Consider the following 26,625-nt stretch of genomic DNA (forward strand, 5'->3'; position numbering starts at 1 on the left):
TGTCATTATTTTTCGTAAAGTGGGAATGCGTCAGTCAAGGCAATCACTTCTGATTTGATTTGTGCAAGCACGGCTTGGTCATCCTTGTTTTGGAACGCACGAATGATAAATGCTGCAACTTTCCTTGCTTCTCCTTCTTTGAAACCACGTGATGTCACAGCAGCTGAACCAATCCGGACACCTGATGTTTTAAACGGGCTCAAAGTTTCATATGGCACTGCATTTTTGTTCAAAGTAATCGACACGGTATCCAAGAGATTTTGTGCTTCTTTACCGTTGATGCCAAAATCAGTGACTTTAAGCATGAACATGTGATTATCTGTTCCGCCAGAAACGACGTGTAAGCCAGCATTTTCAAAGGTTTCAGCCATAACTTTAGCGTTTTTGATGACTTGCGCTTGATAGTCCTTGTAGCTAGGGTCTAACGCCTCTTTAAAAGCAACAGCTTTCGCTGCCACAACGTGCATCAAAGGACCACCTTGAATCCCTGGGAAGATGGCAGAGTTAATTTTCTTCGCCAAAACTTCGTCATTTGTTAAAATGAGTCCACCACGCGGGCCACGGAGCGTTTTGTGGGTCGTAGAGGTTGTAATATCAGCATAGGGTACTGGGTTAGGGTGCAGACCAGCTGCCACCAAACCAGCGATGTGTGCCATATCCACCATGAATTTCGCACCAACAGCATCAGCGATGTCACGGAATTTTGCAAAATCAATCGTCCGTGAATAGCTAGAGGCACCCGCAACAATCAACTTAGGTTGTGCTGCTTTAGCTTGCGATAAAATTTGGTCGTAATCCAATAATTCTGTTTCTTTATCAACATTGTAGCCGATAAAGTTATACGTTTTACCTGAAAAATTGACTGGTGAGCCGTGTGTCAAATGACCACCAGCTGCCAAATCAAGCCCCATGACGGTGTCACCGGGTTCGATTAAAGCCAAGTAAGCTGCAGCATTGGCTTGTGAGCCTGAGTGCGCTTGAACATTGGCAAATTTTGCACCAAAAAGTGCTTTAGCACGGTCAATGGCTAAGTTTTCAGCAATATCGACGCATTCAGTCCCACCATAGTAACGATTACCAGGGTAGCCTTCAGCATATTTATTGGTCAAAAGCGAGCCTTGAGCGGCCATCACAGCTTTTGAAACGACATTTTCAGAGGCGATGAGTTCAATATTTTGTTGTTGACGTTTTTCCTCTGCATGGATGGCATCCCAGAGTTCTGAATCAAAAGCTTCGTAGTTTGGCTGGTCAAATATCATCCTTTATCTCCTCGATAATTTCTCTTAAAGTTAGCGCACCTTGGCGCAAGATTATGGGCGTCTTACCTGTCAAATCTACAATCGTCGAATCAATGCCCGAAATACTCTCATCAGCTACTACAACAGCTGCAATCTGACCGTCCAAATCTTTCAACACGTCTTGTGCCGTTTTGGGGCTTGGATTACCAGTCAGATTAGCAGAAGGACCCACTAGGGGGCCTGTTTGACGTAAAATTGCAAGCGTCGTTTGATTGGCTGGGACACGAAAGCCGACTGTTTTCATACCGTTATTGACAAGACTAGGGACTGTTTCATTGGCCTCTAAAATCATCGTTAGGCTGCCAGGCATAAATTTATTATACAACTTTTCTAGGTATTTTGGTTGATTTTGAGAGAAAAGTTTCAGTTGCTCAAAACTTGAAATGTTCAGATTAAGGGCGTGGTCAAAGGCTCTATGCTTGACATGATAGATGTTTTTGACCACCTCATCATCTAATGCGAGACCAAATAAGCCATAGACCGTTTCAGTCGGCAAAGCGACTAATTGGCCTGATTTGATTAAATCGACGGCACGTGTGACAGCCTCTGGTGCTTGTGGCGAAAGTAATTCAGTCAATGACGATCATCCTATCCTTTCCGGCTAAATCTTGTAACACTCTGACCCGTTTTTCAGGAAAATGGTGCTGAAAAAGTTGGCTCACAGCTTGGCCTTGTAAATGCCCAATTTCCAAGTAAATTTTGCCATTGTCTGTTAAATAAGATACGGCATTTTTGGCTAGCTTTTGATAAATGGCAAGCCCATTATCCTCAGCAAATAGGGCAAGGTGTGGCTCATAGTCCAGGACATTTTTAGCCATATCCACCTTTTCAAAATCTGCGATATAAGGGGGATTTGAAACTATCATATCATAGTTTTCTGAAATGTTACTGAAAACGTCTGATAATGTAAAATTGACATTTTTTATCGCATTTTTCGTCGCATTTTGCTGTGTCAAGTCTAGTGCATCTGATGAAATATCGCTGGCTAGGACATGCCAAGTCGGCTGCGCTTTTGCGAGTGACAGGGCAATCGCACCTGTCCCCGTCCCAATATCTAGGACTTTCAAATCATCTGACGCATTTTCCGCCAAAATCAAGGCGACGAGTTCTTCTGTTTCGGGTCGCGGAATCAAGGCACGCGCATCGACATCGAGGGTTAACCCGTAAAACTCAGTTTCCCCGACGATATACTGGGCTGGCTCATCCTTTGATAATCTGTCAACTATCTCTGCGAGATAGGCTTGGTCAGCGTCAGAAATTGCCGTGTTGAGCAATAGGATAAAGTCGGTATAGCTCAGTTTTCGCCCATAACGAAAAACATAGCGCAACTCCTCTGGCCGCGCCAATTGTTTTTCATATTTTCGAAAGGCTTGTAAGTAAGTCATAAATTCTCTTTCAAAGCTGCTTGAAGTTTAAGCTGTAGGGTCGTCTGTGGTAGTGCTTCATAAGCATCATCTGACAGATATGTCCATGTGTCAAGATTATCTGCAACCTGAACAAGCATGACTTGCCATTTTTGATGGGTGAAGATGTGTGTAACTGGCGTGATATTCAGTTGCTTGGCATCTTTGAATTGCTCAAAAACACCGTCATAAATCGCATCCCATGAGTCAAATTCTACCAAAGGATAGGTCCAAAAGTTAGCAAGCAGACCGGTTTTAGGGCGCTGTTGATAAGCCAAGAGACCGTCTTTCTCAGAGATAATCGCCGCATAAAACTTCTGGACTTGCTTGACCTTTTTGGACTTGACCGGAAAAGTCAATTCTGTACCATCTTGATAACTGAGATTAAAGCGGGCAAAAGGCGACTCTGCAAACGTCTCTGTCTTAGCACTCATCAAAGAAGTCCCCAAGTCCATGACAGCCTGATTAAAATCACCCGGGCGCTCAGGATCGACAATCGGTAAAATGATGCCGTAAAAAATTTTCCGAGTTTTAGGCTGGGCAATGTCCGCATCGATTTTCAGCAGTCTTGCAAAGACACGAAACATATTACCATCAAGCGTTGGCACGACTTCATCAAAACTGATACTGGCAATCGCTGCTGCTGTATAAGGGCCAATCCCCGCTAAGGTTTGTAGGGCTTGACTCGTTGACGGAAACTGACCGTCGAAGTCTGCCATGACTTGTTGGGCAGCTTTTTGCATATTTCTCACGCGAGAATAATAGCCTAAGCCTGACCAGAGTTTGAGCAGAACTTCTTCATCTGCTTCAGCCAAATCTTGCACCCTTGGTAATTCTGCCAGAAAACGCTCATAGTAAGGGATGACTGTTTCGACCTGAGTTTGTTGCAGCATAATCTCGCTGACCCAGATGTGATACGGTTCCTTGTCTATCCGCCAAGGGAGGTGTGTCCGTCCGCTTTCATCGTACCAAGTTAGCAAAGTTTGACGAAAGTCTGCAATCATGTCCTCGGATAAATGACCATCAGCGTCATACCAGCTCGTCATTGTTTCAATGCCTCAAGTTTTTGCGTTTGGTCGAAGAGAATCAGGGCATCCACGACTTCGTCTAACTTGCCTGACAAGATGGTGTCAAGTTTTTGCAGGGTCAGACCAATCCGGTGGTCGGTCACGCGATTTTGCGGGAAGTTGTAGGTACGAATCCGCTCAGAACGATCACCTGTCCCGACGGTCGACTTGCGAAACTCATCGTTTTTATCCTGCTCGATTTGCGCGAAGTAATCGTAAACACGAGCATTGATGATTTTCATGGCCTTATCACGATTTTTCTGCTGATTGCGTTCTTCCTGCATTTCAACCTTGATCCCCGTCGGCTCATGGACGATCCGAACGGCTGTTGCGACCTTATTGACGTTCTGCCCGCCGGCACCAGAAGCGTGATAGATGTCGATGCGCAGATCTTTGGGGTCAATGTCGATGTCGAAATCTTCGATTTCGGGCATGACAAGCACCGTTGCTGTTGAGGTATGGACACGCCCCTGAGTCTCTGTTTTTGGCACACGTTGGACACGGTGCGCGCCACTTTCATATTTGAGTTTCGAGTAGACGCTATTGCCTGAAATCATGACTGAGACTTCTTTGATGCCACCGATTTCGGTCACATTGGACTCCAAAATCTCAAATTTCCAACCTTGATTTTCAGAATATTTTTGATACATAGATAGTAAATCGCCCGCAAAAAGCGCAGCTTCATCACCACCAGCAGCACCCCGAATTTCGAGGATAATATTTTTATCGTCATTCGGATCTTTTGGCAATAATAAAATTTTGATGTCTTCTTCTAAAGTTGCTTTTTCAGCTTTCAGTGCTTTGAGCTCTTCTTTGAACATCTCAGCTTCGTCAGCGTCAAGGCTTGAGTCTGACAACATCTCTTCGGCATCTGAAATCCCCGTCGTTACGTCGACATAGCGCTCGTAGGCTGCAACGGTTTCACGCAGAGACGCTTCTTCTTTTGACAAGACCATAAATCGCTTGGTATCACTAACGACTTCTGGGTCGCTCAGCAAACCGCCTAATTCTTCGTAGCGGTCAGCCATAATTTGTAATTGGTCAAACATATGATTTTTTTACTTCCTTATTTTCTATATTTTTCTTGTCAATGGTAGTAGGTATTTGAGCAAGCTTAGCTAACTTCTATCAACAGCAAAGGCAAAATGCGGCATCTCAATTCCTCTATAGGTTTTGATAAATTTAGTCCGGACAGTCATGCCATTACGAATGGCGACGTTCATGGAGGCGATATTGTTATCCCGAATGATTGAATAAACGCGACTAACACCTAAAACGTCAAATGCGTAAGTTTTACAAGCCTGTGCTGCCTCTATGGCATAGCCCTGATGCCAATAATCTCGGTCAAATAAATAGCCTATTTCTGTGACCGTCTCATTGTCGACTTGCTGGAGAGTTAGACCACATTGACCGATGACTTGGTCGTTTTCTTTTAAAACGACTGCCCACAAACTGAAGCCACGCGTTTGGTACTGGGTCATCAGATTATCAAACCACTGCGCCACTGCTTCATCAGAAAAGGCACCATTATAGGCAAACATAGCGACATCATCTTGGAGAATTTTAGCAATCACTGGGTAATCTTCTTGCGTGATTTCACGTAGGTAAAGGCGTTCGGTTTCAGTTATCATGCGCTGTCTTCCTATTTTTTACTGAATTTTAAAGTTCTGGCTTAAACCAATGTTTCCGGCAAACGGGTAGGTAGCTTTCATTGCCACCGATTTGAATTTGACTGCCTTCGTAGACAGGCTGATTATTTTCTGTGCGCAAAACCATGGTCGCTTTCTTGCTACAAAACCAGCAAATCGTTTTGATTTCTTCGATTTTGTCAGCTAGTAATAAGAGATATTTACTGCCCTCAAATAATTCATTTTGAAAATCATTTTTCAGGCCAAAAGCCATGACTGGCACGTTGAGTTCATCTACGACTTGAGCAAAATCATAGATATTTTTTTTGCTGAGAAATTGCGCTTCATCTATTAAAATGCAGTAGGGTTTTTCTGGCAATTTCGCAACGTAATCAAAAACATCTAAGGCTGCATCAATCGGCACAGCCTGTTCGCGCATGCCAATCCGCGAGCTGACGACGCCAATCTCATCACGGTTATCAAGGGCGCTCGTCATAATCACGACAGGTTTTCCCTGCTCCTCGTAGTTATGTGCAACCTTGAGAATTTCGATTGATTTGCCGCTGTTCATTGTGCCGTACTTGAAATATAATTGTGCCATAAAATTTTCACTCTTTCACTAGTCTTCCTCACTATTCCCCAAACCCTTATAAATATTGGCTTTAGGCTGATAATAAGAATGTTTAACTTCCTCATACTTCCCCGTATTTCCCTCGTTTTGTATACTTTTTGGTGCTAATTTTTACGTTCTATGGTGCTAATTTGGTGCTAAATTAAATAACAATATTATTCAGTTTTAGATTCATTTCTTGGCGTGATTCCGGTAATACGTGCGTGTAAATATTATTCGTAATACGTGAATCACTATGTCCAACTCTCTCCATCAATGCTTTTTGTGGCACACCTAGTGCTGCCATCTGAGTGATGTGGCTATGACGGAGCATATGCGCTGAAAATATAGATGAATCTTTTCCAAATAAGTTAGCTCTAGCCCCTTCCATTTTCATGTAAAGATTAATTGCTTGATTGGAAATTTGAAACCCATTTGATTTAACAAAGACAAAATTTGAATTTAGATTCCGTTTTCGAAGTCTATCCAGTATTTCTAAACATCGTTGATTCAAAAAAACATATCGTATTGACTGAGCATTCTTTGTCGGCCCTAATTTTCTTAGATTTGCATTCCAACTGTATTCTATATACATCGTTGCGTTTAACACGTCAACGTGAGACCATTGGAGGGCCATTGCCTCACCAATCCTCAATCCTGTCAAAAATAAAAATTCAACACAGTCAGCAAATAAAAGTTGTTCATCGTCATAAGCATTTTTTCTCATGCTATTCAAAAGAAGACGCATCTCATTTAGCGTAAAGAATTTTTGATTTCGCTTTGCAATACTTTCAAGAGTTTTCTTATCTTTGGGCAAGATAACTCTATCCATGATATTAAACTCAGTAATACCCATTTGGTACGCATATTCAAAAACTTTACTAATTCGCAATTTTAAAGTATGACGCGTTTTATTCGAGTATTCTTTTGAAAATAGATATTCTTGCATCTCCAGTGTTTCTATATCTGAAATAATTCGTTCACCAAAGGTTGCAATAAAGTCTTTTAAACCATAAGTTTCATTTAGGAAAGTTGTTTCAGCTAATTCCGCTTTACGAATTTTAGAAGATTCCGCATAAACTTCATTAACTGTTACTTTTTTTAGTTTTGAAGAAGATTTGTTTTTTCCGAGTTTCTCCTTAATTTTTAATTCAAGCGTATTTTGAGCAATTTTTTTTGATTCTCGACTTGTTGAGTTCATGGTGCAAGAAACTTGTCGCCATTTCCCGTCAACACCTTGATATTTATCAAAAAATTTATACTTTCCGCTTGATAGTTTTATCTTATACATATATCTCTACCTTTCGTCAAAAAAAAATAGAGAGTAAACTGATACTCTCTATTATATCATGTTAATATCTCTTTTTCAGCGATTCAGAGCAAAATTTGAGATACCTTTCATACCCTATTATCGAAATATAGACCCGTCCGTGACTTGGTTGCAAAATACAATCTTTGAAATTAGGATCACGTCTCATTTTCGTTAAATCGTTTGAGAGTGTTCCCAATGAAACACCAAAAAACTCACAAATTTCTTGCTTATTGCCGTATTTTTTAACAGAATTATTTTCTTCATTTATAGCCATATTTTACCCTACTTTATTTTATCTATATTGGTTAATACCTTTCGTCATCTTCCTCTTTAAAAGTTGCCACAGAGTTTGTATAAACCTTTTTGTAGTACTCCGTGACCTTTGCCCCGCAATTAAGACAGTTTGATAGATATTGATCAAATTTATCATAGTCACCAAAACTATCATAATATTCCAAGTCGGTGCTTAAACATCTAGGGCACTGACCTTTTGAAGTTCTTACAATACTTGTCATGTTTACCACTCCTATCCGAAAAATGTACGAATTGTTTCTTTCGCAATTTCCATAAATTCATCCAAATTTTCATCTAAATACTCCATATACTCATCCAATGCAAACTCTCTGATGCAGATTTCCGAATGTAAAATATTTTCAACATAATTTTCAATAGAGATAAATTCTGAACCATCATACCAACTTGTATCTACATTGATAGATTCGCCTGAAGGAATGTTATTCCAGTAATCATAAGCCGCCTTCAAACCATAAGCATCCACATAGTTTTGAACATTATGCTCAAATTCTTCCGCGTATGCTTCACCGTCCGATATATAGTCCAGAAAACTTCTATCTATTAAATTATTAACTGTTGCTACAAGGTGACGTTTAAATCTACTTATTTCTTCTTGACTTAATTTTGATATCAAAAATCTTCCTCAAAATCTTTCAAAAGCACTCTAAAGAGACTTTCAAAAATCGGTACAGGAATACTATTGCCGGCCTGTTTATAAAGCTGAGTTTTACTTGACACTTTAGCTGCTACTTCAAAATCATCTGTGGAATACCCTTGTAACAACCAACACTCTTTTTCAGTCAGTACCCTATATTTTCCATTACCTAAATCAATCACTCCGCTATTAGGGACACGATCTTGACTTGTTGTAATCGTATAAACCTTGTCATCAATAATTTTCAAGTAACCTTTGAATTTCTTTTTATCCGAAGGTGACCCGATTCGATCAAGCATACTTGGCGCTTTAATCGTGTATTTTTCATCTACATCTTTTTCTATGAAATTTGAGAGTGGACGCATAGGTAATCGTCCCACTGAGTTGAAATCAAACGCCTCACCATTTAGTATAGAGATCGTAAAAACACGCTCACGTTGTTGTGGCAGTCCAAAATCCAGTGCATTTAAAACCGCATAAGAATTGGTATAACCCAAACTCTCCATCTCTCGTAAGTACTTGTTGAAATTCTCATTCATACTTTTAAATAGGACAGCTTTGACGTTTTCCCAGATCACAATTTTAGGCTGCCATTTACCGAAATTCTCAATAATTTTCAGCGTTTCCCACATTAAACTTGATCTGGTCCCACTCCCCGCATCCGCACCTAGATGCCTTCCGGCAATTGAAATATCTTGACAAGGTGAACCATGTATCAAAATGTCAGGTTTCAACTCCCAATCAATGACCGACTGTGTTTTATATTTTAAGTCTGAGGCAAAAATAGCATTATAAGATGCAACTGCTTTCGCATCAATTTCGACATAATCTATTGATTTAATATCAGTGCCAAGATTGCGTAGCGCAACTCTCGGACTACCAATCCCACCAAAAAGTTCTAAAATTTTTATTGTCATATTATCTGCTTTCTTTTTGCATTATTTATCCAATATATTCTACCCAACATCCATCTAAGAATTTACCTTGTGATGATAATGCTATATCTCTGCCAAGAGATTTATAATCAATATACGATTCAATGGTATTCCCTAGATAAGTTCGGGGAAATTCTACGTCGAGATCTTCAATGTAAGCCTGCCCCAAATCATACTCATTTTCAATATCTGAATTGATCATAAAATTTTCACAGTTCTCAATCAAATCTAGTACTGAACCGCTAAAATAATCAAGTAGTTCACTCATGTTATTCCAGACGACATCTGGAATTTCTGTTTCTTCAATCAACTCCGCAATCTCATTTAATGTACCAATATCGTCATATTCACTAATCTTAAACGGGGCTTCATAATCATGAATCGCCCATTCTTCATACCTCTCATTCAATCCAATTTTCTTGCGAATTTCAGACATTTCAGTTGGCAATGTAAACCATGCCCCTTGAAGAATCCCCTCGTTATATTTTCCAAGATTTGAAACCCAAATATTTATTTCTTGGCTCATTCATTACTCCTTATTAATTCTCAGTATTCAAACATTACTTATTAAAGGTCAATAAATAATCTCCTGATAAATTATCAACTGATCCCAACGGCGATTGCCCAAAAGACTGTTGAACAAGTAAACCTTGAATCTGTTGACCCGCAGCGACACCAACTGTCCGCGTCTCCCCCACCGAATAGCTTTGGATATCGACTACTTCCGAACCCACGTTTGTGACTTGTGGCACACCACCTGTGATTCTAATTGTTGCTGTGCCATTATTATGGACTGTCACAATTAGCTGTCCCGTTTGAATCCCTTCAGCCTGACGACCATAGCTAGAAATAGATAAAATATCCTTAAAATAATAATCAAAAGTGGTCACATTACCATCCTGACTATTAAATGTGAGTGAGGTAACCTCATTTGCGGATGGTAAGCCGTCGTGATATAACGGACTACCAGTTGTGCCACAGCGATTAACAACCTCTGCACTAACACTTATAATTGGTGGACTTGTGGTGACAACATTTTCAACAGTTGTATCTTTGTCGATAACGGTGGAGGCAGGCTCTGATTGAGAAGTTCCCTCGGTTTTTGAGTTCGAAGTTCCACCCATTTCAATCGTTTTCTGGCTTTCAGTTTCAGATGCGACAACTTGCTTTTTCGTTAGTTGGGACCATTTCAACACTGTCTTTCCATCACTTTGACTTTGAAATTTTTTAGTATTTTCTCCCCCTCTAATCTGTGCTAGGATCAAGAAACCAACACCAAACAAAAACACAACACTACTCACAAAATATCGTTGAGTAATTGTTGTGCTACTAATTCTCTTAATCATACTAATCATTATTTGCTTAATATTTTTCATTTCTCACCTCTTTCAAGTTCCTCCAAATAGCGTTCCTTGATATTTTCCAATGCCAACTCAATTTCTTCTTGATGATCCAATACTGCATGATTCGCAATCATTAGACTATCTAAATTATATTTTCCCAATTGACTACTCTCGATTAATGTTAAATCCTCTTCGTATAGAAAAGTATCAATCCCCACCATATTTGAGTAAATATTCCCAACGTTGACGACAATAAAAGGGCGCTTTTTAATCGCTACCCCAATCGTCACATTTTCTATTTTTTTGACTCGATATTCACGCTCAATCTCAAAGGAGGTCGCAACGAGTGTATTAAATTCATCTGCCATTTTACCTCACTTCACTAATACTTATAACCTTGTACTTCTAATGATTTAAGCAATTTACTTTCTTCTGCCTGTAAATAGTCAACACACGCATTGAATTTAGATACAAAATTTTTAACGAAAGTGCTAGTATAATCAATATCACCTAAAGACTCTTTTTCTACCACTTCATAAACACAATCATAAATCGTTATTTCATCTACGGAACAACCTAATAATCCCCAATATCCTAAAGCACCATCGTTATCGCTATGTTCAAAAGCAACACCCAACAATCCAATATCATAATCACTTGCTAAGGAAAACAGTTTTTCTGCGACCTCCTCTTGAAGTTTTTCGGGTACGTCCATTTCATCCATGGTGTCATAAGTCCATAAATAGGAATCTTCATTTAGCTGATCGTAAATCAGACTTGCTATTTTTTTAATGTCATTTTCTAGTGTCATCGTTATCTCCTCACTTACCTTCCACAAACCAAAAATTTTTAGCCTCATCAGCCGAAAATACGCGATAAGAAACAGTCAACCGTGCAACACCTGTAACGTTCATTTCTGAAATCAGTATGCTACCATCATCTTTAACCGCCTCCACAAAGGCTACGTGCCCATAAGCAACATCTGCACCTGCTTGCCCTGGTAAAAAACTAAGCGCTGTATGTGCTTTGGGTTCATGCGAAACCGTGTATCCCGATTTACCTGACCATGCGCTGCCATTCCCCATATAAGGGTCAAATTTTACGCCTAGTTGATAAGCCCGATTATAAACGTACCAAGTACACTGCCCCTCAGGATAAGCACTTGAACCCTCATAGGCTTGGCCATTATAAGGTGTATCAATCTCCCAACCACTAGGGATTTTCGTTGACATGACACCACTAACAGTTTCGCCACTTTCAAAACCAACATAATCTTTCAACAAGTCATACCATTTTTGAGCATTGTCTTGAAGCTCATCAGCCTTTGTCTGACCGTCACTTAAAGCAACACATTCATAATAGAGTGACCAATCTAAACTGGCTTGTTTAGGGTCTTCTGACACGCTAACAAGGTCTTTAGTTTTCCTGTATGCTCCGTTTAACTCGCTAGACACAAGTTTCAACTCAACTTCCATTGACAAGGTTCTAGATTCAGCTTGCGCCCACCTATTACCGTTAATGTTGTTTGACCAACCCGACCATTGGAAAATTCCCGCAACACCACCCGAATCATTCACCGCCTCAGGATCAAATCCTGACTCACGTTCTGCGACAGCTAATGCACCTGATGTGCCTTGAAGTGTGAAACGTTCCTTAGACAATAAATGACTAGCAATATCTATGATATTTTGAGCCTTTTCCTCTGAGACATTGGCTTTAGTTGCGAGGTCTTTTGCGGTAAGATTTAAGCCTCCTGCGCTGCTTGAAAAGCCCTCACTATCGCCACTAGCACTGCCACCCACAATCATGACAAAAAAAGGAAGAACGCTAAGAAAGCAAGGAATAGGATCGCTAACCTTCTTTTGATTTTTTTCATAACACCTTACCAGCCTTGCTCTTGATTTTATTTTTTCGCTCAACCTCAATACCGCTTAGTAATTTATCCTGTGTTGGTTTAGATTTTTTCTTATCTTTGAGACCTGTACTGCCCTTTTTCGTTACTTTTCGTGGTTGGTAGCTTTCAGATAGTGGTTTACTCTGTTTGGCTGCTCTAGCCCGATCTCGTAATTTTGCACCCTGAGCTTTCTGTTTGTAGCGCTCTTGAACTTTTTGATAGTTCTCACGTGGTTGCCTTTTAGTCGTCCCCTTCTCACGAATAATCCCTTTTTTCACTTGTTCCTGACGATTCTTTTCTTGACGTTCTTTTTGACGCTGTGCCATAAAGTCAGCCTTTCTCTGGTTTTTCAGGATTTCCTCTTTTATATCAGGATTTTTCAGCAATTCATCACGATGATTAGCGTAAACTTCTTTAAGCGCTTGTTTGCGCTTATCTTTATTTTTCAAGCTATCTTTATTTTTTCGATCTTTGGCATTAAAAGCCATCTCATCTTTATTACCACCAGTTTCGACAAAATCTTTCGCCTTGTAAAAACCGGCTTTTGTTTTTTGACCCGCTTTTTTAGCAACTTGATAACTATTTTTAGCGCCTGCACCAGTTCGCTTAAACATCTTACTTGCTTGTTCTCGCTTAGCCGTTGACTTTCCTTTAAAACCGCGATTACCGGACTTAGGTTTAAGACTTCTCGCAACACCCCGTACACTCGCCTGACCTTTTTTAAGAAAGCTAAAAATATGGTGTCGCATTATATAGATGATCGTCCAGATGACAATTTGCACAACAACTGTCAAGAAATAACCCAAGTTCATACTATTTGTACCGGATTCAATTCGACCATTGACATAAAGTAGTATTTGAGTCCCCAGTAAACCGGCTGATCCGAGTGCTGTAAAGACACCAAGGGTTTTTAGAAAATTACTCAAAACGTGTGAAAACTTAGGGATCAAAACAAGGATCAAGATAATCACCAAAAATGCTAACAAAAGGATCACAAAGTAATTCATCGCATAGCTCATAATCAAGATTCCCTCAATTAAGACAGTCAGTACAATTCCTTTAAATGCTGCTGCAATCGCCACAAGAAATTTACCACCAACTGAGACAAAGCTCAACCGACTTTCAGCCTCGTTTTTTTTCTTGAACTCCTCAACTTTAGATGGCTTGCCTTTAGTTGCTAGTAACTCCGTGTTGAGAATATCTTGGTTTCCCTTGATACTCCCAGTTTTGAAATTCATCTCCTCAAAAGGTTTCTTGATGACGGCATCAAACATTCCTGCTTTCAAAGTTTCTACTGAATTTGCGGTCAGATTATTTTTCTCGTCCACCGTAATTTGTGAGCCATTGACTGACAAGTTGTTGATGACTTTAGAGGTAAATTCATCTGTCACCTTTTTTACGGTAGCTATGCCGCCTGCCATGACTGTCGTAGGCTGTCCGTCTAATGTGATATTAGCGTAGAGAATCGCGCCTGCAAAGAAAGGCATGAGGTACTTCCCCGCACTCATGAGCGCACGTCCCGTACTACCAGTTTTGATAAACTTTTTAAAGAAGATAAAACTGGTAAAGAAGATTAAATAAGGATAAGCGATATCTAGCACCTTATCAAAGACATCTTTGGAAGTTGTCACAACACCATTAACTTGTCCCATTGCAGATTGACTACTGATCAAGGTCAGCGTCTTAGCCACAATAAAATAAAGTAATTTTGGGATAAAAAAATCGCTTGGACGATCGCATTGATAATTTTGGGGAAAATATCCTTTGTGCTAAAAAAACCGTCCTCAATATACATATAGGATGTATAGACTGACAAGTCACTAATATCATCAGCCTTTATGGCTTTGGCGTACATGATTTGTGCCTCCGCATAGGCTTTGGCATTATCAATCGCATCAGCCAGTTGTCGCTTATAATTTTCTAGCTGACCTTGTAGTCTATCTCTTGCCGTCCCTTTAGGTAATTTATTGATCTCAGCTTGCACGATTTCAATTTGCCCTCTCAGCTGATCTTCACTAGGATTATCCGCAGTCGCTACTTGATTAAAGAGATTACCCAAGACAGTCATTTGAGTTTCTGCCATCTCAGACTCTTTTTCATGCGCAGCCACCTCTTTCATCACTTCTTCATAGGTCGCTATTCGGGTATCATGATGATCACCTGAGATATTATACTTGTACGCATAATAACCTTTTTCTTTATCAATCAGTTCCCAGCGATTTAAGCCTGTATCAATGGATTGAGGATAATCTTGTGCCAAAGCGATCATAGAAAACGAGAAAGAAATAGCGAGTACGATGATAATCTTTGCGATTATTTTTTTCATATCTATCCATCCTTTCTAAGCTACTGCTTTCATATCCGTTTCGACTGTATCAAACAGAACATTAATCTCAGGAAAAAGACCGTCAACCGTTATCCGTTCACATCTGCCAAAGGTATCTCTAAAAATACACTGCCCCATTGTCATGCTTTCAAACCATGAGATTGTTTCATCAGTAACTGGTATTTTCAGGCGATTAAGGACTTTTTCAGCTTCGGTATCTGAATTAAAGGCAAAGATTGTTCCAAAGCCTGTCCCGTCATCTTCATCTGCTGTGTCATCGACTGATTGTGTAATCAAGACAAGAAAATTATTCTCTGAACGTCCGACACGTTTAATGCGTTTGATAATGCCACGACCAACTGCTGTCGCATTGAAAAACCATGCTTCATCAAGAAAAATAATTGTCTCTTGTTTTCTGTTTTCACTACCAAATTTGTGGCAATAATGTCCCAAAGCATACATGACAACCAAGGATTTTATTTGACTATCACTCAGTTCATCTTTTTCATCAGTAGGTAAATCAAGCCCTGTCACTTCAAGCACAGTAATGCGACTATCCGTATCGACTGCCTGATTTTGACCGTCTGAAAAACAAAGTGACAAAATAGAATTTTGTACCATTTTTACTAAGAGATTAGCTGAAACTCTGACCGCTTTTGAGCGATGTTTTTCAAGGTCTCTGAAAACTGTGAGCATCCCTACTTTTTCGCCACGCTCACGTAAGGCAAGGTGTTTGTCAAGCGAGTCCAGAAAAGCACTGTGAAACTCCTCTTTATTTCTCAAACTATAAATTTCATTAGTCATCGAAATTGCCAAGTCTTTGGCTTCAACACCTTTGAGGAAAACAATAGGATCAAGCGCACCCCAGTTTGAACGATTATTTTTATCCAACGTGACAAAATTAATTGACCTAATGTAATCCTGAATTTCAGGATAGATGCCTTTTGTTTCATACTCTTTTAGAACTTTAAGATACTGCCGGCGCATTTCAGCTTTAGGGTCAATATAGAGTGTTTTAGCCTTCAAAAGGCTTGAATATAAAAAGAGATACTTAGTCAGAAATGATTTTCCGCCACCAATATCTCCTGTAATCGCAATGTGTGGATTACTTGTCACTTTCCCCGCTACATCCAATTTATTTGCCTGAAATGGATTGACATAGGCAAAATTGATGCTTGATTCAATCGCCTTTTTAAAATCGCCATACCAAGACCCTTTATTAGCATCAATCCGCCCAATATAAAAACCAACATCTTGCCCGACTTTCTGTCCCGTAAAAAAGAGATTTTCCACAAATCCGTCTAACGTTGTAATCTGGATGAAATTTTTATCCGAGTCATCCAAAGTTTGCGTGAGTCTATTTTTATAAAATAAATAGAGCTGATCAGCCCGAGCCTTGACAAGCTCAATCCCATTTTTAGAGCAGGCATCCATGACAATTCGCATTTTTTCGACCAAGGCATCATAATTTTGATCTGCAAAAACAAGCGTTTGTAAGTAGCCCAACAAGATTTCATCGTCATTTGATCTGACAAGCAAATCTTCAACTAATGCCTTAGAGCGCTCTTTTTTATTTTGATCTACCCCACCTGCCGCATCGCCGTCCGCAATCGCCTTATTATGACGCAATCGCGCACGGTTAGCCTTGGCAGGTACCGAAAAAGTCCCCTTCTTTGATGAAAAGATAGCCTTAGTAAGTGTTTCAATCGGAAAATTAAAGCCTTGAATATCTTCTAGTAGATGCAAATAACTGACATTTTCAGGGATATAAGCAACCGGTAACATCGCCAAGTACGATTTTTCTAAGCCATTGTGCAAGGTCAAGATATTGAAATTTTCCCATGTCAAGCTAGTATCATCTAAATTTTCAAGCGTGTTACGTGTCGCACTGACTTCAAAAGCCCGATCAAAGTCAATCCCTCGTAGATACTGCAAGCGATTAATAAAAATCGTTTCTTGTGTGTTGAGAGGTTTTGCCATTAAAAGACTGAGCTTTTTCTCTAAGTCATTCGCATAGACTTCATAAGCTAAATACCAATCTTTTTGATAGGTAACTTTCCCCACTAAAGGCTCATAGACTTTCTTAGTCAAGTAGTTGATGCTGGTTTTAAACATCTCTTTTTTATCAAAAGAAATATGGCTTGATTTTAGTGGGATGGTCAGATACCAATGATACTCAAAAATCCGATCAACAGATTCATGAATTCGGGTGTAAGACTCATCTAAAATATACCAGGCTAGATCTTCCGTATCTTCCGAAAAATCCTGAGATAATTTCAGATACATGGTATCTAACGCGACATCAAGCGGTATCATTGAAATATCAAAATTCTTATACTCTCTTATCCCTGATAAAACACTGGCAGTTAGTGCCTTAAAACCATCCTTTTCGTTTCTATCAATACTATTGATAATCGCTTTTGGCACTTCAAACATCGCATAAACATCGCCATTATCTTTCAAGACCAAATTATCATGGATGTCCGATATATCATTTTTGAAATTCGTTTTTAAATTCATTTTCCCTCATTTCATATAGAATGCCTTTATTTAAGAAAAAGCGGTGTCGCTTTATGCCAAAGGTCAAGTAAAAACTAAGCCACCCCCGGATAAAAGCTGGAAAATATTTCCCGTCAATTTTCCAATCTGCTAATTTTTGTCCCAATTTATAGGCAATCAATAAAGCGGCCGCAAAGAACCAACCTGTCGGAAGAAATTTTAACAGCCTATACCAGATAATTGTTTCAATAAGCAGTACAACAGCGGCATAAGCCACAAACGAATATTTGATCGGGCTTAACAGAGGATAACCAAAGATTGTATGAAAAGTGTTTTGTTCCTCCAGGGCTTTCTTATAGGCATAGAGATGTTTATTTTTTATCGTTTCTGCCATAGCTTTAACCCCCTAAAACAGTTTCAAAAACTCGTTGCAAGAATCCCATGACAACCTTAGCAATAGTTTTGAGAATATCTGGAAAATAGACGATACCTACCAAAAGTAGGTTACCTGCAATAATACTTACAATTTTGCCCCAGTCCTGCTTACCGATCCCCTTAGTCACAATATAGTAACCCGAAAAGATAACAGCTGCGGGCACCAGACCTTTTTCTGCTAAATCTTTAAACACACCATTCATATTGAGTTACCCCCTATCTTTTTTTGAATCACTCGCTTTAATACCATGATAGAGCTTGCTCACAAAAAGCATATCTTCTTTTTTGGTAAGCTCCAGCGTGAAGTCCTCACTGTGCGTCATCGCAAAATTATCTTCAAACGTCACTTGTATCTCAGCAGTTAATTTTGTCTCGCTTTGATTAAGCGTATAATACGAATAATCTAATGACTTAAACTTGTAGCCTGTAATACCTCGAATCCCCTTACTCATAGTTGCTAGGGTATTGTCATCACTTGTATAAGCCGTGAAAAAAGCAGATACAAAGTTATTGGCTTTCGTCTGCCATGCCTCATCGTAAATACTGGTCATTTCGTCCAACTTATTCTGCTTGATTTTATTTGCTTGTAAACTCTCAGTTTGCGTCACAAAGGGCAAGTCACTGACATAGTATTTTCCAGATTTTTCACCAAAAGGGATATTAAAAATAGTTGACACTTCATGCCAACTATCTCCTTCACTTGTCTTAACACGATAAGTCACCGCGTATGATCCGACCTTATCTTTAATTTCAAGCAAGGTTGAACTCACTAATTCATAAGCCCCTTTATTTGTTTGTGGATTTTTGACATCTAGCAACTCACCACCATAGAAAGGGATTAAAGCATCTTGATTTGAATTATCCAATCCTTTGTTAAAGTATGCCCCCACAAAATTTGACAGAAACAAATTGATTTTGTTATTCGTGTCTAAACCCGAATCAGCTTTTAGCGCTGTAACAGACTGTGGATTGGCTTGCTTGAAATTTCTTAGACCAGTTGAAAATAAAGCAAAAGCTGACAAAGCAACTAAACCAATCACCGTACCATAAACAATCATATTTGCCTTACGTTGACTGCATTGTTTGGGTAATTTAACCGCTTTTTTTCAACTTTCTGCCGTGTTTTCGACTGTTTTTCTAGCTTTCTTTGTGTCTTTTGATAGCGTTTGACTTCTTTTTTAGTCATGCCGTCATAGTTTTCAGACTGTCTTTGACAAGAACTTTCTGAGGCCAATACATCCGAAACATTTTCAAATTGATTAACTTTTTTCCTCGACTTTTTCTTTTTAGGCTCTGGTGGGATCAAATAATTTTCAATGGCACTAATTTGCGCCTGATCAAGTGATGAATTAGCTGCTTTAGCCTCAAACCCTAGTATATTTGAAATCGCTAAAATCTCTTTAGATGTCCTATCGAGATTTCTTGCGACTTCATAAATTCTTGTCTTTGACATTTGATTCCTCTTTTCTGACATTAAGTGATTTGTCCTCTAATTCATCAATGACTGCGTTAGCAACTGATAAGTGCTCATATTGACCAATCACCTCATTGGTATAACGATCAATAACTAAAAATACTGACATTATTTTCCTTTCCATGCCTTACTGTACTTGACTTTCTGTACCATCTGGATTGACAATAATAATGTCATATCCTGCGTACTGCGCTTTTAGTGCTTCAATATCAGATGACAAATCTGATGTCTCCGTTGATATTTCTCCAAGTGGTACAGCTATTTCTGGTACAAAATCATAAGTACACTCGGGCACTGTTTCAATTGGTGGTGGCGTTGTCGTTGAGGGAGTTTGTGGCGCTGAAACAGGTGCTGCTTTACTTTCAGCAACTACCTGTTTTTCACTAGAACTCTTTTCACTTGTGACTGCTTTGGAAGATTCCGAAACTGACTTAAACTCAAATGAGTTAGCATTTTCTTTTTTGATTGTTTCTTCTGAGCGATCGCCACCAATTAAAAAATAAGCACCAAACCCAATGATACTTACCGCAACGACTGCAAAAATCGCAAATAAGATTTTTAAAAATTTATTCACGGTACACCTCACCTTCTTTTTGTTTTATTGGGCTTCACACCCCATCTGCACGTTCCTCTAGTCGTGGTTTAGTTGATTAACTATTTCTTGATTTTATCTTTATCGCCTCTTAGAGCTTTAAAGATGACCTTGTGCTTTATGATTGTAACGATTACCACAATCAAGCCACCAATAGCAGTTGCGAGAAGTGCTTTCCCCTCGCCAGTTTTAGGTAGGAAAATTTTAATAACTTGATTGACTGGCTTAGGTTTCTTACCATACCATTTGTCTTTATCCCCAACAGTCTTAACACTAATTGTGCCTTTAGCTGATACTGTGATTTCATCACTATGCACCTCACCTGCCGTGATAGATTCAAGTGTACCTGTTCCAACAATATAGCCACCAACTGGCAATTCAAGTAGTTTGCCATCAAGTTCAAGTGCGCCATCTTTATTAGTTGTAAGCGCCTTACCATTGTAAGTCCACTTGATCTCTTTGACATCATGATTACCGTCAAGCGTTTTATCCGTCAACTTGATATGAGTCAGACTTTCAGTTCCGTTGTTTGTCACACGAAAATTGATTGTTTGAGCTTTGTCGCCTAATTCAACCGCTGTCTGTTCAGTATCAGAATCGCCCTTACCTAAGTTATCAGGCTTATCAAGATGATTGCCTATGCCACCCTTAGAGATAGCTTCACTTGATTTCTCGACATCAACTAATGGTTTAGGTTTAAAGCCATGCCATTCATCATCATCTCCAACCTTTTCATTTGATTTGACACCGACACCTGACACGGTAATCTTATCAGCGTGAGTTTCGCCACCGATTAATTTTTCAATCGTGCCAGTTGCTTCAATCGTTTCGCCAACTTTCAGGACAAAGACCTTGCCATCAAGTAGGAAAATGCCAGACTTATCAACCGTAAGCACCTTGCCTTTGTAAGTCCACTTAATATCTTTCACTTGTTTTGTACCAGTGATTGTTTTATCCAGAGCTTTCAAGTTCGTTAAATCATCCTCGCCGTTGTTGGTAGCCTTGAAAAAGATTTTAGTGCTATCGCCACTAATTTCAAAAGCTGTCTCTTTGGTGTCATGATCGCCTAGACTGATATTATTAGGCTTATCTTTGCCGTTTCCGTTACCACCTTTGGTAATCTCAGCATTTGCTTTCTCAATGTCAATGGACGGCTTAGGCTTGTGTCCGTGCCATTCGTCATCATCTCCGACTTCACGTTTAGATTCCAGACCAAGCGCCACAACCTCTACAATATCCGCATGGTCTTCCCCACCAACTAATTTTTCAAGCGTACCAGTTCCCTCAATCGTTTCGCCAACTTTCAGGACAAGAGCTTGACCGTCAAGAAAAAGCACTCCGAACTTATCAATCGTAAGTGCTTTACCTTTATACGTGAACTGAATAGCTTTCACTTGCTTTGTACCAGTGATTGTTTTATCAATAACCTTGAGATTGGTTAAATCATCTTCACCATTATTGGTAATTTTGAAGAAAATTTTAGTGCTATCGCCAGTTACTTCAAAAGCAGTTTCTTTAGTGTCATGATCATGTTCGCCTAAATTATTGACACTATCTTCATAGTTACCAATGCCGTTTTTAGTAATCTCGCCATTAGTTTTTTCAATGTCGATTGACGGCACAGGGGGTGCACCTTTATCTGTTAACGTTATTTTGGATAAACTGATAAACGGCACACCGTCTGATACAACACCAGCAAGGCTGCCTGAGATGTTGTCATTTTTATCTGTCGTCTGATTATCGCTTTGACTAAAGACACGCTTAGAAAATGGTTTTGACCCGTCAGGTTGATAGCTTGCCGTAATCGTGATGATGTCAGTTTTAGGATCAGTAATCATGCGAATGTAGATTGGTCTAATTGGCTGATAACCGTTAGGAAGGGTTGCCATGTCCTCAGTTATCACATAATCGCCATAGACAAGTTCAGCACTAGCATAGCCGTCCTCGTCTCCCTTGATCCCCGTCGTTATTGTTTGAGCAGCAGCATCTGTCCCTGCAAGTGGCGCAATATTAAATTTCACACCATTAAATCCAGATTCCGCAGATTCCCCAGCAATTTCAACGAGTTTTTGGATGATGAGTTTAGCCTTGATTACTTGTTCTTTCGAGTGGGTATCAGACGTGATCACATTAGCCGTTTGATCATCTTGTTTTTTGATTTCAAACGGTATTTCTGAGCTGTCTAAGGCGTAACCAATAGGCGCATTTAATTCTTTCCAAACATATTTTCCAAGAGGTAAATTACCAATGTAGACGGTTAGTTTCGTATCATCAACACCGACCACGATATTATCACCATGCTTGACAACTCTGCCGTTAATAACTGATTCGGTAACTTTTTCGCCTGAGATAAGTTTGGCTTTAGGCATCGCTGACCATTTGACCGGTTCACCTTTTTTATGAGGGCTAGAGCCGTCGGAATCATCCCCGTAGAATAAACCATATTCAGCTGTTTTCATTTCAGCTTTCCCTTGAGCTTTTTCACCCGTGGCTTTATCAGACTTCCAAAGTTTATTTTCGCCCTTAACCTCCTGATTTGTGCCCTGAGCTGTACCGTAGACAATCTCAGTTTGATTATCTTGCCAAGTCAAGGTCACTTCAATTGGTTTGAAAGTGTTGACAAAGCCAGCGCTTGCCTTAGTTTCATCTAGCTTATACTTGCCCAGAGGTAGATTTTTAAAGACGAGTTTTCCGGCTTTGTCCGTCTTAGCCGTGTAGACTTTCCCGTCAGTTAGGCTTGTCAATCTCAGTTCATTATCTACCAAGGTATAGTTTGCATTCCACATCTCGTCACCGGACTCGGCCCCTCTTTTCGTGACCGTAATCTCACCCATGACCGGCTTATTTTCAACTTTGACGACTGGTGCAGCATCTCCTTTTTTACCAACAACGACTGTCACCTTGTAAGTTTTAGGGTTGTGCGTTTGACCCGTCACAGATGTCACGGAACTTGCCCGCTCTTTAAGCGTATATTCACCAGGTTTTAATTTGGGACTTTCAACCGCGCTACCATTTACAGGGATTGCAATATCTCCGACATCTTTACCATCTTTATCATAGATGTCAAAAACAAGTGGTAAAAAGCTATACAAATTATTAGGCATTGCATCATCGTACCCTAAAAGAGACTTATCCAACTTAAACGTTCCGTCCAGGACAACTTTGATATCCGTTCTACCAAAAATCCCCAAAGCAATTGTGGATTTTTGATTTTCTCCGTCATACTTAACAACATTGGTTGTATTAGTTGAGACCTTAATCAAACTTTTAGCACCAAGTATTTTGCCATCCGTTTCATTTGTTGTGGTACTCGGCCCAACTAACACACCATTATCTAGTGTAATTTGTGTATTTGATGATAAGATGATTCCTTGAAGTCCTAACGTATCATAACTAACGCGTTGAGAAGAATCAATATCCGAATAGCGAGTGGCTTGTAGCACGCTATCAATCTCCGCACCCGTATTATGATTGATTAGCGTATAGCTAAAAGTAACTTGATCAAGTTGCGCAACACCAGATGTATTCCACCAACCTACACCTCCTGATCCTGTGCCACCTCCTGATCCCGTTTCCCCCTCACCGGGACCACCAGTCGCCCCTTCAAAGGGTGCACCAACATCAATTTGAAGTGTCCCGTCACTTGCTTGCCCCTGGAGCGCAACCATGAGTCCTGTTTTGGGAAGTGCTGTATTACTCGCATTGTCAATCGGATTGTAAGAGTTTAAAGTCAGCTTCACATCAATTGGGATAATATTATCTGACATATCCTTGACAGACCCCATATTCTTAATCAAGATACTTTGACCTTCATCCATTCTGAGCGCTTGTGCACCCGCAAATCCATCTTGTCGCATAAAATAGCCAATACCAGTCGTTGGAACACTGCGAGTCCCATCAATTGTTGTATTAGACTGCCAAGCAAGGTTGTTTGCGACATACTTTACAGAGTTGGCTTTGTCACCAACAACTGCCCGAACAACATCTGAAAATTTTTCAGATGACATATCATTATTGGGCGTTTTGACAACGGGTTTACCATTAGCTGTCCCAATCGTTACCGCACCAGTGTCACTGAGTTCATCTGCCTTAACGACAACGACTTGAAATAGTTGCGTAAGTGGGGAGGTTTGACTCACCGCTATCCCACCACCAACTAATATCGCAAGGGCACTTGACGTATAGAGCCATTTTTTCCCTGATTTCCATTTTTTATTCACAATTTGCCTCTTTCTAGTTTCGTAAACAAAATAAAAAGCGTTCAGTCGAGCGCTTATTTTTGAGCAATAAATAAGACAAGCATTTTATCTCTTGTCTTATTATGATTATCTTTACTTATTATTTTGCATAAACATTGAGTGATTCATCGCCACCCATAACTGAGTGCCCTTTTTCAAGTGCCCCTTGCTCAGCTGGTGTTGTATTGCCCCACTGATTACCTGGACTTGGTGCTTGTTGTGCAGGCGGCGTGGGAGTTGATTGACTTGGCGAGTTAGGGACTTCAGATTGTCCTGAATAGTTGTCATTAGGTTGCATATCTGGTTGGACTTGTTGTTGCGGTTCACTGACAGCTTGAGCTGCTTGTTCCGCTTGAGCTTTGGCATCATTTTCTGCCTGCACTTTAGCTGCTAATTCTGCTTGAACCTTATCCCTGGCTTGCTTGTCTGCCGCATCTTTTTGTGCCTTTTCCTGAGCAGCCTGGTCAGCCTTATCCTTTGATGCTTTATCCGCTTTTAAATGCTTATCCAGTTTCGCCTTTTTATCAGATTCTAGCTTTTCTTGTTTATTTTTAGCTTCACTTACAACATTTTGATGATGAACAACTGTAGCTGTACCAAAACCAATCAAGATAAGGAAAACGCCACCTATAATCAAGCGCTGCCTGAGTGTTGTTGCTTTAATTTTTTCTAAAAGGTTATTCATTTTTTATATCCTCTTTTCAATTCTCCTCATGACTATCTCACACTTTTATTATCCCATATCAAGCCGCATACTACAATGATTATCATTATAGTATCTAACTTTATCAACCATAGATACTTGATATAGCTTACTATTATATCAATAGGATAAGTTGCTTAATTTACTAAATTATCATCAAAAATATGTTATTCCCAAAACATCCACCCGTTTTGCTTAATGATTAAGCACCCAAAATATCAGCTAAAGTTTTAGCCTCCATCCGAGCACCTTTCATCGCCTTATTATAAGCATAGACAACCCCATCAATCTTTTTAAGAGAGCCGTTTAAAGCCTCTTTAAAGAGCACATTGATGTCCGTTTCTTCTACTCGTTTCAGCCTATTTTCCAAAGTTTTATTACTAGAATTGACTTCTTTAATTTGTCCCGCTTCTAATTGCGTCAAAATTTCATTTGCCAATCCTCTAATTTCTACTTCTGATGCACTGATTTCTTTTTTTGCCATTAACGACACCTCATATTTTCTAAAGTTTTAGATTACCCCAAACCCAAAAGAAATAGTGTATTTTTGATGATTGTTAGTCCATTAAAATCGTTGGATTGAATTGTTTTTTCAGTTCAAGCTCCTCCAACATAGCGTATTGTGTCCTCACATTTTCAAGTCTTTTCTCCATGACCTCCGTGATCTCCCCTGATTCCAAGATGTCCTCCAGAAAATTTCGATTAACAATCCGATCATATTCTTTCACAAGTGCCAATGAATTTGAGACCTGATAGTAGAGCCAACGAACAGTACGCATGATGTCATAAGGTTCTGCCTGAGTCGTCAATTTCAAATAATCCACATTGCCAAATAGTCGCTGCCACTTCTCGTCAGGTATATAAGACCCCCACTTTTCGTCAATCCCCTGATAAACGGATAAGCGTTGATTGATTAACCCCCGAACCATATCCCCTAGATCATACCCTTCGATAAATTTCATGACGAGCGCCTGAGCTGTATCGTGTGAATAGCGTACTTCATACCGATTCCAGATACCGAAAATTTCCAGTGATTCCTCAACCGTGATTTTTTCTTTTTTCGCAAGTTCAAAACGCTTTTCATAAAAATTGAAATAGAGTGACGACTGCCTCGAACCGAAATAGACAGATACCCCTTTATCATCTGGCGCGTCAAAATTTTCATTATTGATGATGCCACCACCGACGTGCTCCCAACTTCTAAATTGTTTTGTTTTGATTAGACCGCTATTCATTTTTTCAATGATACTCGGAATCTGAAAATGTTTACTTCCATTGCCATAGCCTTGGTATAAGTCATCTAAAGCTATATCAATTCTGGTAATATTGGTGTCCTCATGAAATACCATCGAACGTTCTAACCATGACTGCCAAGTTAAGCCTGTATTTTCAAAATATAGCTCCATTTCACGGCAGCCCTGACCTGATAACTGTAAGGTTAAATTGTAGTTACCACGCGCCTCCGCATCGTAATAGTATAAAATCCAGATATTACCAAAGCGCAAAGATGAATTATAACCGTACAAACCAGATGCCACACTGACAAAATTGGTGTAGGAAATGAACAAGATAGTTTCGACAAAGTATTCTATATCTCGAATATTCTTGAAGGTCATGCGCAGATAGTCAATCATCATCCGCAAAGGGTTTTCAGAGTTATTATTGATCAACCCTAGCCTCATTTTGATTTCTCGAAATTTATCGGATGTTAATCTGTTTCTACCGGTTTCAAGTTTCTTAACCTGATCTAAGCTAAGTCCTGTTTTTTCGGATAACTCTTTTTGAGTCATCTGCAATGATTTCCTAAATTCTTTCAGTCTGTAACCGTCCATTAATTTTACTCCATTGATTCAGGTGCCAAAAAAATTGGACAAAAGTGCCAATTTTGAACACCCCTTTAACCCTTCCCCCGTCTAGCA

Annotated in this window: 30 protein-coding genes; all 30 read right to left on the bottom strand. The window is 39.6% G+C overall.

The annotated features are described in order from the left end of the window. Positions 1-5 precede the first annotated feature (5 nt). Complete coding sequence (glyA, locus tag RsY01_RS02055) at positions 6-1,259, bottom strand: serine hydroxymethyltransferase (protein WP_094783899.1); 1,254 nt, start codon at positions 1,257-1,259, stop codon at positions 6-8. Continuing rightward, the gene (locus RsY01_RS02060; protein ID WP_094783900.1) at positions 1,249-1,875 is read right to left on the bottom strand and encodes an L-threonylcarbamoyladenylate synthase; all 627 of its coding nucleotides are present in this window, start codon (positions 1,873-1,875) and stop codon (positions 1,249-1,251) included. Before RsY01_RS02060 ends, glyA begins: the two co-directional genes overlap by 11 nt. Then, positions 1,868-2,683 (bottom strand): peptide chain release factor N(5)-glutamine methyltransferase, encoded by an 816-nt coding sequence (prmC, locus tag RsY01_RS02065; RefSeq protein ID WP_094783901.1) that lies wholly within the window; start codon positions 2,681-2,683, stop codon positions 1,868-1,870. Before prmC ends, RsY01_RS02060 begins: the two co-directional genes overlap by 8 nt. Continuing rightward, positions 2,680-3,747: an A/G-specific adenine glycosylase gene (gene mutY, locus RsY01_RS02070; RefSeq protein WP_094783902.1), complete on the bottom strand. Its 1,068-nt coding sequence runs from the start codon at positions 3,745-3,747 to the stop codon at positions 2,680-2,682. Before mutY ends, prmC begins: the two co-directional genes overlap by 4 nt. After that, positions 3,744-4,817, bottom strand: coding sequence for a peptide chain release factor 1 (prfA, locus tag RsY01_RS02075; RefSeq protein ID WP_094783903.1), 1,074 nt, complete (start codon positions 4,815-4,817; stop codon positions 3,744-3,746). Before prfA ends, mutY begins: the two co-directional genes overlap by 4 nt. Before the next feature lie 69 nt (positions 4,818-4,886). Beyond that, positions 4,887-5,399 (bottom strand): GNAT family N-acetyltransferase, encoded by a 513-nt coding sequence (locus RsY01_RS02080; protein ID WP_094783904.1) that lies wholly within the window; start codon positions 5,397-5,399, stop codon positions 4,887-4,889. Between the two features lie 28 nt (positions 5,400-5,427). Next, the gene (locus tag RsY01_RS02085) at positions 5,428-5,997 is read right to left on the bottom strand and encodes a thymidine kinase (RefSeq protein ID WP_094783905.1); all 570 of its coding nucleotides are present in this window, start codon (positions 5,995-5,997) and stop codon (positions 5,428-5,430) included. 172 nt (positions 5,998-6,169) lie between these two features. Continuing rightward, entirely contained in the window at positions 6,170-7,297 is a 1,128-nt protein-coding gene (locus RsY01_RS02090) for a tyrosine-type recombinase/integrase (RefSeq protein ID WP_094783906.1), read from the bottom strand. Between the two features lie 61 nt (positions 7,298-7,358). Beyond that, positions 7,359-7,592: a DNA-binding protein gene (locus RsY01_RS10990; RefSeq protein WP_094783907.1), complete on the bottom strand. Its 234-nt coding sequence runs from the start codon at positions 7,590-7,592 to the stop codon at positions 7,359-7,361. Between the two features lie 31 nt (positions 7,593-7,623). Then, positions 7,624-7,833 (bottom strand): hypothetical protein, encoded by a 210-nt coding sequence (locus tag RsY01_RS02100; protein WP_040525582.1) that lies wholly within the window; start codon positions 7,831-7,833, stop codon positions 7,624-7,626. Between the two features lie 11 nt (positions 7,834-7,844). Beyond that, complete coding sequence (locus RsY01_RS02105; RefSeq protein WP_094783908.1) at positions 7,845-8,246, bottom strand: hypothetical protein; 402 nt, start codon at positions 8,244-8,246, stop codon at positions 7,845-7,847. Further along, positions 8,243-9,184 carry a DNA cytosine methyltransferase gene (locus tag RsY01_RS02110; protein WP_094783909.1) on the bottom strand — a complete coding sequence of 314 codons (942 nt, stop codon included), beginning with the start codon at positions 9,182-9,184 and terminating at the stop codon, positions 8,243-8,245. The genes RsY01_RS02105 and RsY01_RS02110 overlap by 4 nt, the downstream gene beginning before the upstream one ends. A gap of 25 nt (positions 9,185-9,209) precedes the next feature. Next, complete coding sequence (locus tag RsY01_RS02115; RefSeq protein WP_094783910.1) at positions 9,210-9,728, bottom strand: antirestriction protein ArdA; 519 nt, start codon at positions 9,726-9,728, stop codon at positions 9,210-9,212. A 34-nt stretch (positions 9,729-9,762) separates the two neighbouring features. Next, a complete protein-coding gene (locus tag RsY01_RS02120) occupies positions 9,763-10,395 on the bottom strand; it encodes a hypothetical protein (protein WP_133063185.1) in 633 nt (210 codons plus the stop codon). Positions 10,396-10,574: 179 nt separating this feature from the next. Next, positions 10,575-10,913: a hypothetical protein gene (locus RsY01_RS02125; RefSeq protein ID WP_094783912.1), complete on the bottom strand. Its 339-nt coding sequence runs from the start codon at positions 10,911-10,913 to the stop codon at positions 10,575-10,577. 14 nt (positions 10,914-10,927) lie between these two features. Continuing rightward, complete coding sequence (locus RsY01_RS02130) at positions 10,928-11,356, bottom strand: hypothetical protein (RefSeq protein WP_094783913.1); 429 nt, start codon at positions 11,354-11,356, stop codon at positions 10,928-10,930. 10 nt (positions 11,357-11,366) lie between these two features. Next, the gene (locus RsY01_RS02135) at positions 11,367-12,353 is read right to left on the bottom strand and encodes a phage tail tip lysozyme (RefSeq protein ID WP_238594932.1); all 987 of its coding nucleotides are present in this window, start codon (positions 12,351-12,353) and stop codon (positions 11,367-11,369) included. A 64-nt stretch (positions 12,354-12,417) separates the two neighbouring features. Further along, complete coding sequence (locus RsY01_RS02140; protein ID WP_094783914.1) at positions 12,418-14,091, bottom strand: hypothetical protein; 1,674 nt, start codon at positions 14,089-14,091, stop codon at positions 12,418-12,420. 23 nt (positions 14,092-14,114) lie between these two features. Then, complete coding sequence (locus RsY01_RS02145; RefSeq protein WP_094783915.1) at positions 14,115-14,765, bottom strand: nucleotide exchange factor GrpE; 651 nt, start codon at positions 14,763-14,765, stop codon at positions 14,115-14,117. A gap of 15 nt (positions 14,766-14,780) precedes the next feature. Then, a complete protein-coding gene (locus RsY01_RS02150) occupies positions 14,781-17,285 on the bottom strand; it encodes an ATP-binding protein (protein ID WP_094783916.1) in 2,505 nt (834 codons plus the stop codon). Next, a complete protein-coding gene (locus RsY01_RS02155) occupies positions 17,257-17,658 on the bottom strand; it encodes a hypothetical protein (RefSeq protein ID WP_094783917.1) in 402 nt (133 codons plus the stop codon). Before RsY01_RS02155 ends, RsY01_RS02150 begins: the two co-directional genes overlap by 29 nt. 4 nt (positions 17,659-17,662) lie before the next feature. Beyond that, entirely contained in the window at positions 17,663-17,902 is a 240-nt protein-coding gene (locus RsY01_RS02160) for a hypothetical protein (protein WP_094783918.1), read from the bottom strand. A 6-nt stretch (positions 17,903-17,908) separates the two neighbouring features. Further along, on the bottom strand, positions 17,909-18,757 hold the full coding sequence (locus RsY01_RS02165; RefSeq protein ID WP_094783919.1) for a conjugal transfer protein: 849 nt from the start codon (positions 18,755-18,757) through the stop codon (positions 17,909-17,911). Beyond that, positions 18,754-19,152 carry a translation initiation factor IF-2 N-terminal domain-containing protein gene (locus RsY01_RS02170; RefSeq protein ID WP_157905766.1) on the bottom strand — a complete coding sequence of 133 codons (399 nt, stop codon included), beginning with the start codon at positions 19,150-19,152 and terminating at the stop codon, positions 18,754-18,756. The genes RsY01_RS02165 and RsY01_RS02170 overlap by 4 nt, the downstream gene beginning before the upstream one ends. Continuing rightward, positions 19,130-19,282, bottom strand: a complete 153-nt coding sequence (locus tag RsY01_RS10880) for a hypothetical protein (protein WP_157905767.1) — start codon at positions 19,280-19,282, stop codon at positions 19,130-19,132. Before RsY01_RS10880 ends, RsY01_RS02170 begins: the two co-directional genes overlap by 23 nt. A gap of 18 nt (positions 19,283-19,300) precedes the next feature. Next, positions 19,301-19,747, bottom strand: a complete 447-nt coding sequence (locus RsY01_RS02175; RefSeq protein WP_094783921.1) for a hypothetical protein — start codon at positions 19,745-19,747, stop codon at positions 19,301-19,303. An 80-nt stretch (positions 19,748-19,827) separates the two neighbouring features. Continuing rightward, the gene (locus RsY01_RS02180; protein WP_094783922.1) at positions 19,828-23,985 is read right to left on the bottom strand and encodes an MSCRAMM family protein; all 4,158 of its coding nucleotides are present in this window, start codon (positions 23,983-23,985) and stop codon (positions 19,828-19,830) included. Between the two features lie 118 nt (positions 23,986-24,103). Next, positions 24,104-24,688, bottom strand: coding sequence for a hypothetical protein (locus RsY01_RS02185; protein WP_094783923.1), 585 nt, complete (start codon positions 24,686-24,688; stop codon positions 24,104-24,106). A 220-nt stretch (positions 24,689-24,908) separates the two neighbouring features. Continuing rightward, a complete protein-coding gene (locus tag RsY01_RS02190; RefSeq protein WP_094783924.1) occupies positions 24,909-25,190 on the bottom strand; it encodes a hypothetical protein in 282 nt (93 codons plus the stop codon). A gap of 73 nt (positions 25,191-25,263) precedes the next feature. After that, positions 25,264-26,538, bottom strand: coding sequence for a replication initiation factor domain-containing protein (locus RsY01_RS02195; protein WP_094783925.1), 1,275 nt, complete (start codon positions 26,536-26,538; stop codon positions 25,264-25,266). Between the last annotated feature and the right edge of the window lie 87 nt (positions 26,539-26,625).

The organism is Pseudolactococcus reticulitermitis (assembly GCF_002260845.1).
GTDB classification, from domain to species: Bacteria; Bacillota; Bacilli; order Lactobacillales; family Streptococcaceae; genus Pseudolactococcus; species Pseudolactococcus reticulitermitis.